11 protein-coding genes are annotated in these 8,116 nt (G+C 72.3%); 7 read left to right on the plus strand and 4 right to left on the minus strand.

Going from position 1 to position 8,116, the window contains the following annotated elements:
- Positions 1-735 (plus strand): hypothetical protein (locus ACNAYW_RS24360; protein WP_415852179.1); only part of this gene is annotated, 735 nt, incomplete at its 5' end.
- A gap of 153 nt (positions 736-888) precedes the next feature.
- Here the strand turns inward: ACNAYW_RS24360 and ACNAYW_RS24365 are convergent.
- Genes ACNAYW_RS24365 through ACNAYW_RS24375 form a run of 3 tightly spaced genes read right to left on the minus strand, consistent with a single transcriptional unit; the run spans position 889 to position 2,640 of the window.
- Complete coding sequence (locus ACNAYW_RS24365; RefSeq protein WP_415852180.1) at positions 889-1,632, minus strand: alpha/beta fold hydrolase; 744 nt, start codon at positions 1,630-1,632, stop codon at positions 889-891.
- Positions 1,633-1,652: 20 nt separating this feature from the next.
- Positions 1,653-1,979: a branched-chain amino acid transporter permease gene (locus ACNAYW_RS24370; RefSeq protein WP_415852181.1), complete on the minus strand. Its 327-nt coding sequence runs from the start codon at positions 1,977-1,979 to the stop codon at positions 1,653-1,655.
- Entirely contained in the window at positions 1,972-2,640 is a 669-nt protein-coding gene (locus ACNAYW_RS24375) for an AzlC family ABC transporter permease (protein ID WP_415852182.1), read from the minus strand. The genes ACNAYW_RS24370 and ACNAYW_RS24375 overlap by 8 nt, the downstream gene beginning before the upstream one ends.
- A gap of 82 nt (positions 2,641-2,722) precedes the next feature.
- On the opposite strand from ACNAYW_RS24375, the gene ACNAYW_RS24380 reads away from it, so the two are divergent.
- From ACNAYW_RS24380 to ACNAYW_RS24400, 5 genes are all read left to right on the plus strand, one after another.
- Positions 2,723-3,154, plus strand: a complete 432-nt coding sequence (locus tag ACNAYW_RS24380) for an Lrp/AsnC family transcriptional regulator (protein WP_415852183.1) — start codon at positions 2,723-2,725, stop codon at positions 3,152-3,154.
- The gene (locus tag ACNAYW_RS24385; RefSeq protein ID WP_415852184.1) at positions 3,151-4,077 is read left to right on the plus strand and encodes a phosphotransferase enzyme family protein; all 927 of its coding nucleotides are present in this window, start codon (positions 3,151-3,153) and stop codon (positions 4,075-4,077) included. Before ACNAYW_RS24380 ends, ACNAYW_RS24385 begins: the two co-directional genes overlap by 4 nt.
- A gap of 4 nt (positions 4,078-4,081) precedes the next feature.
- The gene (locus ACNAYW_RS24390; protein ID WP_415852185.1) at positions 4,082-5,368 is read left to right on the plus strand and encodes an aspartate aminotransferase family protein; all 1,287 of its coding nucleotides are present in this window, start codon (positions 4,082-4,084) and stop codon (positions 5,366-5,368) included.
- A 113-nt stretch (positions 5,369-5,481) separates the two neighbouring features.
- Positions 5,482-5,907, plus strand: coding sequence for a VOC family protein (locus ACNAYW_RS24395; RefSeq protein WP_415852186.1), 426 nt, complete (start codon positions 5,482-5,484; stop codon positions 5,905-5,907).
- A gap of 1 nt (position 5,908) precedes the next feature.
- Positions 5,909-6,874, plus strand: coding sequence for an RNA polymerase subunit sigma-70 (locus ACNAYW_RS24400; RefSeq protein ID WP_415852187.1), 966 nt, complete (start codon positions 5,909-5,911; stop codon positions 6,872-6,874).
- 1 nt (position 6,875) lies between these two features.
- On the opposite strand, the gene ACNAYW_RS24405 is transcribed toward ACNAYW_RS24400, so the two are convergent.
- On the minus strand, positions 6,876-7,448 hold the full coding sequence (locus ACNAYW_RS24405; RefSeq protein ID WP_415852188.1) for a TetR/AcrR family transcriptional regulator: 573 nt from the start codon (positions 7,446-7,448) through the stop codon (positions 6,876-6,878).
- Positions 7,449-7,484: 36 nt separating this feature from the next.
- Between ACNAYW_RS24405 and ACNAYW_RS24410 the strand changes: the two genes are divergently transcribed.
- A complete protein-coding gene (locus ACNAYW_RS24410; RefSeq protein ID WP_415852189.1) occupies positions 7,485-7,925 on the plus strand; it encodes a PaaI family thioesterase in 441 nt (146 codons plus the stop codon).
- Positions 7,926-8,116 lie beyond the last annotated feature (191 nt).

The raw sequence follows: 8,116 nt of genomic DNA on the forward strand, positions 1-8,116 counted from the left end.
CCCCCGCCCCCGCCCGGTGGCGGCTTCGGCGGCCCGCAGTACGGCGGCGGACAGCCCCCGTTCAACATCGGTGACGCCTTCTCCTGGGCCTGGAACAAGTTCAGCAAGAACGCGGGCTCGGTCATGGTCGCCGGCCTCATCTACGGCCTGATCTTCTACGTGGTCTTCGGCATCGGGTACGGCCTGCTGCTCGGCGGCACGATGGCCTCGAGCGGCACCACCTACGATCCCGACACCAACACCTACACGGCCGACGTCTCGTTCGGCGCGACCATCGGTGTCTCGCTGCTGTTCGGCCTGATCATCGGCATCGTGCAGTACCTGATCCACACCGCGCTGCTCTCGGGCCTCCTCGATCTCGCGGATGGCAAGCAGGTCACGCTCGGCTCGTTCTTCAAGCCGCGCAACACCGGTCCCGCGCTGCTCGCCGCGCTGGTCGTCACCATCGCCGTGACCATCGGCTCGATGCTCTGCATCATTCCGGGACTCGTGGCCGCGTGGCTGCTCATGTTCGCGATCGTCGCCACCGTCGACCGCGGCCTCGGCCTCGGCGACGCGCTGCGCACCAGCTTCGAGACCGCGAAGAACAACGCCGGCAACTCGCTGCTCGTGTGGATCCTGACCTCGCTGATCATGGGCCTCTGCATGATCATCACGCTGCCCATCGGCCTCCTGGTCATCGTCTACACCTGGCGCCGCCTCACCGGCGGCCAGATCGCGCCGCCCACGCCGTAGCGGTCGGTCCCGCTCCACGGACAGAGCCCGCTCCACCGCGAGGTGGGGCGGGCTTCGTCGTATCGGCTCTCGGATTCCGTCCGTTCCGGACACCGTGTCCATCCTGGACAGAATCCGAGAGTCGCGCGGACGGCACAGGTAGCCGTCCAGCGGCTATCCGAGGAAGCCCAGCACCGCCCGGGCGAAGGCGGCGGAGGACTCGCGGTGCACCGTGTGCCCGCCGCGCAGTTCGACGTACTCGCCGCGGGGCAGCGCATCGGCGACGAGGCGCAGATGCTCGGGGCGCAGGAAGTCCCGCGGGCCGCCGGAGATCACCAGCGTCTCCTGCGGCGTCGCGGCCAGCCGGTCCCACCACGCCGGATCCGGGTGGAACTGCGGCGAGACCGAGTCCATCATCGAACCGTCGAAGCGCGACAGCGCGCCCGGCGTCTGCACCACCTGCTTGATCCCCAGCCACACCCGGCGCGGCGTGAGCGGCAGGTCCATCGACGCGGCGACCTGCTCCGGTTCGAGTGCCACCGGCGGCATCTCCTCGAGGACGAGGCGCCGGACACCGTCGGGCAGCCGCCACGCGAGCCGCAGCGCGGCCTGACCACCGAGGGAGTGCCCGACCACGTCGAAGGTCGTGAGCCCGGCGTGCCGGGCGACCCGTTCGGCGTCCTCGGCCAGCTCGTCGAGCAGGTACTCCGGGCTGTGATCGCTGCGGCCGTGGCCGCGCTGGTCGTAGGTCACGGTGTCGCGGCCGGCGGCGAGCAGGGCGCGGACGGTGCGCCGCCACGTGCGGTGGTCGGCCGCCATGCCGTGGATCAGCAGCACCGGCGGTCCCGTGGGCGCCGGCGCACGGCGGTGCTGCGCCGCCAGGCGCACGCCGCCCGCGGTGATGGTCTCCTCGCGCATCAGCTCATGGTGCCAGCCGCTCAGCCCAGCGCGTAGCTCAGCGCGACGCACACCGCCGTGCCCGCGACGATGCTGAGCACCGCGTTCCGCCGCCACAGGTGCGCGAGCGCCGTGGCCGCCACCCCCGCGAGCTGTGGGATCCCGTGCGCCGGCGCGGCGTAATCGACCTGCGCCATGCAGTAGACGGCGAGCACCACCACGGCGCCCGCGGGCATCCACCGGCCGAAGTCGGCGAGCAGCGCGGAATCGCGCAGTACCGAGGCCAGCCCGAAGGGTGCCAGCCGCAGCGCGACGGTGACGGCCGCCGCGATCGCGATGCCCGCCAACAGGTATCCGGTGCTAGGCATGCGCCGCCTCCTTCGCGTTCCGGCGCGCCACCAGGTGCCGCACCACCAGCAGTCCCGCGAAGCCGCCCATCGCGACGAGCAGCATCGCGCCCGGCGCCACCGCCAGCGCGACCGCGCACGCGGCGAGCGTGAGGGCCAGCGTCGTGCGGTCCGGGTGCGCGTCCAGCGCGAGCACCACGAACAGCGCCGTGAGCACGAAGTCGACGCCCGGAACGTCGCGCAGGAACGCGCCGCCGGCGAGCCCGCCGACCAGCGAGCCGGCGACCCACGCCACGTGGAGGCCGACCTGGGTGCGCAGGATCATCGTCCCCGTCATCGTCGCCGACGGTGCCGTGCTCACCAGGGCGTAGGCCTCGTCGGTCAGCGCGTACACGCCGTAGGCCCTCCCGACGCGGCTGCGGATCCGGTCCAGGGGGAAGGTGAGCCCGTAGAACAGGTGGCGCGAATTCACCAGGAACGTGGTGGCTGCGATCGCGGCGAGCGGCGTCGCCGCGGCCAGCAGGCCCGCGAGCAGGAACTCGACCGATCCCGCGTACACCGCCATCGACAGCACCGGCGCGATCCACCACGGCAGGCCGTGGCCCGTGACCACCACGCCGAGGCCGATGCCGAGCACGAACAGGCCCAGCTGCACCACGGCGACTTTCGACGGAACTCCCATGGGGAACAATTCTATTTCGCATCGTGCGCAATGTGCTTGCGTATATGGCACTAATGGTCGGGCGTGTGGCAATATTTCCGCCGTGGATGCACTCGATCGAGCAATCATCGATGAGTTGGTGCGCGACGGGCGGCTCACCAACCAGGAGCTGGCGCAGCGCGTGGGACTCACGCCCGCGCCGTGCCTGCGTCGCGTCCGGCGCCTGGAGGCCGACGGCGTGATCACGGGCTACACCGCCGTCATCGATCCGGCCGCCCTGGGCCGCGGCTTCGAGGTCATGATCAACGCCGACCTCGGGGCCAACGATCGCGCATCGGTGGAGGCCTTCGAGGCGCGGATCGCCTCCTTCGACGAGGTGATCGAGGTGCGGCGCATGTTCGGCCTGCCCGACTACCTGATCCGGGTGCGCGTCGCCGACCTAGCGACCTACGAGCGCTGGGTCACCACGCACCTCATGGGCGATCCCGCCATCGTGCGGGTGGACTCCCGCATGACGATGAAGGCGGTCAAGTGAGCGATCTGCTTCTCGCGCAGCGCATCGTCGACGATGCCCTCCCCGGCGCGACCGTCGAACCCCTGTTGGTCAGCGAGAACGCCACCTTCCGGGTGCGCGGCGGGCCGCGGCCGGCGGTGCTGCGGCTGCACCGGCCGGGATACGTCGGCGACGCCGCGATCGCCTCCGAGCTGGCGTGGATCGCCGCCCTGCGCCGCGATACGACGGTGCCCGTGGTGGAGCCGCTGAGCGCGGTCCTGACCGACGGCCCGACGGGCCGCCGCGCGGTGCTGTTCGCGGAGCTGCCGGGCGGCCCCGTGCCCGACGAGGCGCTCGACGTCGCGCACTTCGCGGCGCTCGGCGAGATCGCCGCGGTCTTCCACGGGCACGCCGAGACCTGGCGGCGGCCCGCGGATTTCACGCGGTTCACCTGGGGTGTCACGGAGACGATCGGGCCGCGGCCGCGCTGGGGCTCCTGGCGCGACGGGCTCGCGGTGGGGGAGGCGCACCGTCGGGCGATCGGCCCGGCGGCCGACCGCGTCGCCGAGCGGATCGAGGGCTTCGGGCGCGGCGCCGACCGGTTCGGCCTGATCCACGGCGACCTGCGGGCCGCCAACCTCATCACGCCCGGCGCGGGGTTCACGGTGATCGACTTCGACGATTGCGGCTTCGGCTGGCACCTCTTCGAGTTCGCGGCCGCCGCGTCGTTCGTGGAGACGGACCCGCGCCTGCCGGAGTGGGCGGCGGCGTGGACCGCGGCGTACCGGCACCGTCGGGCCCTCCCCGATTCGCACGCCGCGCTCCTCCCGGACTTCGTGCTGCTGCGGCGGCTGCAGCTGCTCGGCTGGCTCGGCACGCACGGGCATGCGCTGGAGGCGGATCCCGGATTCGCCGACGGCACCGTCGAACTGGCGCAGGCGTACCTGGCCGGGCGGCTACTGTGAGGGCGTGAGCTTCTCGGACTCGGTCGCCGCGCACGTCGTGCGCTACGGCGGCACCTTCGCGCCCCTGCCCATCGACCGCGCCGAGGGCACGTACGTGTACTCGGGGGAGCGCAGCTGGCTGGACTTCACGTCCGGGCAGATGAGCGCCATTCTGGGACACAGTCATCCGGCGATCGTGGCGACCGTGCAGCGCGAGATCGCGACGCTCGACCACCTGTTCTCGGGGATGCTGTCGCCCCAGGTGGTCACCCTGGCCGAGCGGCTCGCCGCGACCCTGCCGGAGCCGCTGAGCCACGTGCTGCAGCTGACGACGGGCGCCGAGTCCAACGAGGCCGCGCTGCGGATGGCCAAGCTGTACACCGGCAAGCACGAGATCGTCAGCTTCTCGAAGTCCTGGCACGGCATGACGGCGGGCGCTGCCGCGGCCACCTACTCGTCGGGGCACAAGGGCTACGGTCCCACCGCGCCCGGCAACTTCGCGCTGCCCACGCCGAACGCCTACCGCTCGCGGTTCGTCTCCCCGGACGGGAAGTACGACTGGGAGTCCGAGCTGGACTTCGGCTTCGAGCTCATCGACGCCCAGTCCACGGGCTCCCTCGCGGCCTGCCTGGTGGAGCCGATCCTCAGCTCCGGCGGCATCATCGACGTGCCCGTCGGCTATCTCGCCGCGCTCAAGCGCAAGTGCGAGGAGCGGGGCATGCTGCTCATCGTCGACGAGGCGCAGACCGGCCTGTGGCGCACCGGCGCCGCGTACGCCTTCGAGCGCGACGGCATCGTGCCCGACATCCTCACCCTCTCGAAGACGCTCGGGGCCGGCCTGCCCATCGCGGCCGTCGTGACCTCCGCGGAGATCGAGCGGGTCTGCCACGAGCGGGGCTTCCTCTTCTTCACCACGCACGTCAGCGACCCCATGGTGGCCGCCGTCGCGACGACGGTGCTGGACGTGCTCGGCGACGGCGTCGCCGGCGGTGTCGCCCGCGAGGTCGCCGCCCGGGGCGCACGGCTGCGCGCCGGGCTCGACGAACTGGCGCGGCGCCACGAGGCGATCGGCGACGTGCGCGGCCGCGGGCTCATGCAGGGCATCGAGCTGGTGACCGACCGGGAGACCAAGGAGCCGGCGAACGAGCTCGGGCTCGCCGTGACGGAGCGCTGCTACGAGCGGGGTCTGCACATGAACGTGGTGCAGCTGCCGGGCATGGGCTCGATCTTCCGGATCGCGCCGCCACTCACCGCCACGGACGCCGAGATCGACGCGGGCCTGGACATCCTCGACGGGGCGCTGCGGGGGTAGCTCCGAGGAGTCGGAGAAAACTTTCGGCCGAACCGATGAGTTCCGGTGACGAGGCCCGTCTAACCATGTGACGGTGTTCGAGAGCGGATGCCGCAGACCCCAGGAGCGACGCCATGCACACGATGATCTTCGTGAACCTGCCCATCGCCGACGTCCAGCGTTCGCGGGACTTCTTCACCGCCGTGGGTTACACCATCAACGAGAAGTTCAGCGACGAGAACGCGGTCGCCGTGGAGCTCGGCGAGAACATCGCCGCGATGCTGCTCAAGACCGACTTCTTCGGCACCTTCCACGAGTCCACCACCGCCGCGCCCGGCGTCAAGGAGACCCTCATCGCGCTGAGCGCCGAGAGCCGCGAGGAGGTCGACGAGATCGTGAACCGCGCCGTCGCCGCCGGCGGCACGGAGGGCCGCTCCGAGGACCACGGCTTCATGTACGGGCGCGCCTTCGACGACCCGGACGGCCACGGCTGGGAGATCATGTGGATGGATCCGGCGGCGGCCGAAGCCGGCCCCGAGCACGTCGGCGCGCAGGGCTGACGTGACCGCCACCGACACCGGCTTCGACCAGGCCACCGCCCCGCTCCGCGCCGAGCTGCTGGCGCACTGCTACCGCATGTCGGGCTCCGCGTCCGACGCGGAGGACCTGGTGCAGGAGACCTACCTGCGCGCGTGGAAGGCCTTCCACCGCTTCGAGGGCCGGTCGTCGGTGCGCACGTGGATGTACTCCATCGCCACCAACGTCTGCCTCACCGCCGCCACGGCCCGGCGGGTGCTGCCCGTCGGGCTGGGCGGCGAACCGTCGAACCCTCTGGAGCCGGTCGCGCCGTCGACCGAGGCGCTGTGGCTGCAGCCCCTCCCGGACGCCGCGCTCGGCGATCCGGGGGAGGCGGCGGTCGCGCGGGAGGGCATCGGGCTGGCGATGGTCGCGGCGTTGCAGGTGCTGCCGGCCAAGCAGCGGGCCGCGCTGATCCTGCGCGACGTGCTGCAGTTCTCCGCGGCCGAGACCGCGGCGGCGCTCGAGACCTCGGTCGCATCGGCGAACAGCGCGCTCCAGCGGGCGCGGGCCTCCATCGGCGACGGTGCCGCCCGCGACGGCCGCAGGGCCGCCGAGTTGTCCGATCACGAGAAGCAGGTGTGGGACGAGTTCTGCGCCGCCTTCGAGCGGCACGACATCGACGGGGTGGTGCGGATCCTCGCCGCCGACGCCACCTGGGAGATGCCGCCGATCCCGGGCTGGTACCGCGGCGCGGAGGCCATCGGCGAGCTCTCGCGGACGCAGTGCCCCGCCCGGGTCGCCGGCGATCTGCGCATGATCCCGACGGTCTGCAACGGCCTGCCCGCCGCCGCGATGTACCTGCGCGACACCGCCGCCGGCGGCGCGGTCTGGCTGCCCTTCCAGCTCGACGTGCTGACCTTCACCGACGGCGCGCTCACCCACGTCGCGGCCTTCCTCGACCCGGCGGAGCTGTTCGCGCTCGCCGGGTTGCCGACCGCATTGCGCTGAGTCAGCGGGCGGCGCCCTCGGCGTAGGCGGCGACGGCGAGGCGCCAGGCGCGATCCCGCGCGTCGGCGGTAGGGCCGAGCAGGCCGTGCCGGTCCTTCGTCGCCAGGCCCTCGAGAAGCGCGCCGAAGCCGAGCGCGATCGCCTCGACGTCCGCCCGGTCGGCGCTGCCCGTGAGGTCGCCGAAGGCCTCGACGAGGACGCGCCGGCACTCGTGCACCGGGTGCTCGGGCGGGATCGGCCCCGTGAGCGGGCGCGCGAACATCACGTCGACCAGCGCGGGCTCGTCGGCGGCGAAGCGGCGGTAGGCGTCGGCCCATGCGACGAGCACGTCGCGGGGCGGGCCCTCCGCCTGCGGCAGGGTCTCGACGAGCAGCGCGAAGCCGCGCAGCGCGACGGCGTTCACGAGGCCCTCGCGGTTCCCGAAGAGCTGGCCCAGCGCGGCGATGTTCGTGCCCGCGGCCGCCGCGGCACGCCGCGTCGTGAGCCCGTCCGCGCCCTCGGCGCGGACGATCTCCAGTGCGGCGTCGGCGATCCCGTCCGCGACCTCGGGCGTTCTGGTTCTCTGTCTCGGCATCTTCTCCGGCAATCGTATCAGTGATATGTTTCGATCATGGCGAGCCTCGACCACGTCCTCACCCGCGTCCTCGATTCCATGCCCGTCGCCCGCTGGCTCCAGCTCTCGGTGGACGATGCCACACCGGACCGCGCCGTCGTGTCGATGCCGGTCGTCCCCGACGTCACCTTCGACGGTGTGCACTGCCACGGCGGCATCGTCGCCATGGTGGCCGACATCGCCGCGGTCGGGGCGGCGTTCGCCGCGATCCACGAGTCCGGCCGGGTCGCGGCGACCACCGCGATGAACTCGCACAACCTCCGCCCGGCGAGAGGGGAGCGGCTGGTCGCCGTCGGCCGCCTCGTCGGCCCTCCCGGCCGCACCATGATCGCCGCGGCTGACGTCTACACCGACTCCCTCGACGGCACCCGCTGCCTCACCGGCCTCTACACCGCCACCGCCCTCGACCGCCCGCTCACCGCGCCCGCCGCTCGCTGACGCCGCGCGGAGGCGGCGATGCGAAGCGACCGTCGCAGTGTGGGATGGTGGGGATGACGTGCCGACTGCGCGACTCTCGGATTCTGTCCACGTCGGACATGCTGTCCGACCCGGACAGAATCCGAGAGCGCTCAGAACGTTGCACCCACCTCCCACGCTCCGCCCGCCCCCGCGGCGCGCTGTGCCGCTCC

It is taken from the genome of Tsukamurella ocularis (genome assembly GCF_965138335.1).
GTDB classification, from domain to species: Bacteria; Actinomycetota; Actinomycetes; order Mycobacteriales; family Mycobacteriaceae; genus Tsukamurella; species Tsukamurella ocularis_A.

What these genes read in the sequence shown, in the direction of transcription:
- ACNAYW_RS24370 (WP_415852181.1), bottom strand. Translation starts at nt 1,979, where the DNA reads ATGCCTAGCACCGGATACCTGTTGGCGGGCATCGCGATCGCGGCGGCC.
- ACNAYW_RS24365 (WP_415852180.1), bottom strand. Translation starts at nt 1,632, where the DNA reads ATGCGCGAGGAGACCATCACCGCGGGCGGCGTGCGCCTGGCGGCGCAG.
- ACNAYW_RS24395 (WP_415852186.1), top strand. Translation starts at nt 5,482, where the DNA reads ATGCACACGATGATCTTCGTGAACCTGCCCATCGCCGACGTCCAGCGT.
- ACNAYW_RS24405 (WP_415852188.1), bottom strand. Translation starts at nt 7,448, where the DNA reads ATGCCGAGACAGAGAACCAGAACGCCCGAGGTCGCGGACGGGATCGCC.
- ACNAYW_RS24410 (WP_415852189.1), top strand. Translation starts at nt 7,485, where the DNA reads ATGGCGAGCCTCGACCACGTCCTCACCCGCGTCCTCGATTCCATGCCC.
- ACNAYW_RS24375 (WP_415852182.1), bottom strand. Translation starts at nt 2,640, where the DNA reads ATGGGAGTTCCGTCGAAAGTCGCCGTGGTGCAGCTGGGCCTGTTCGTG.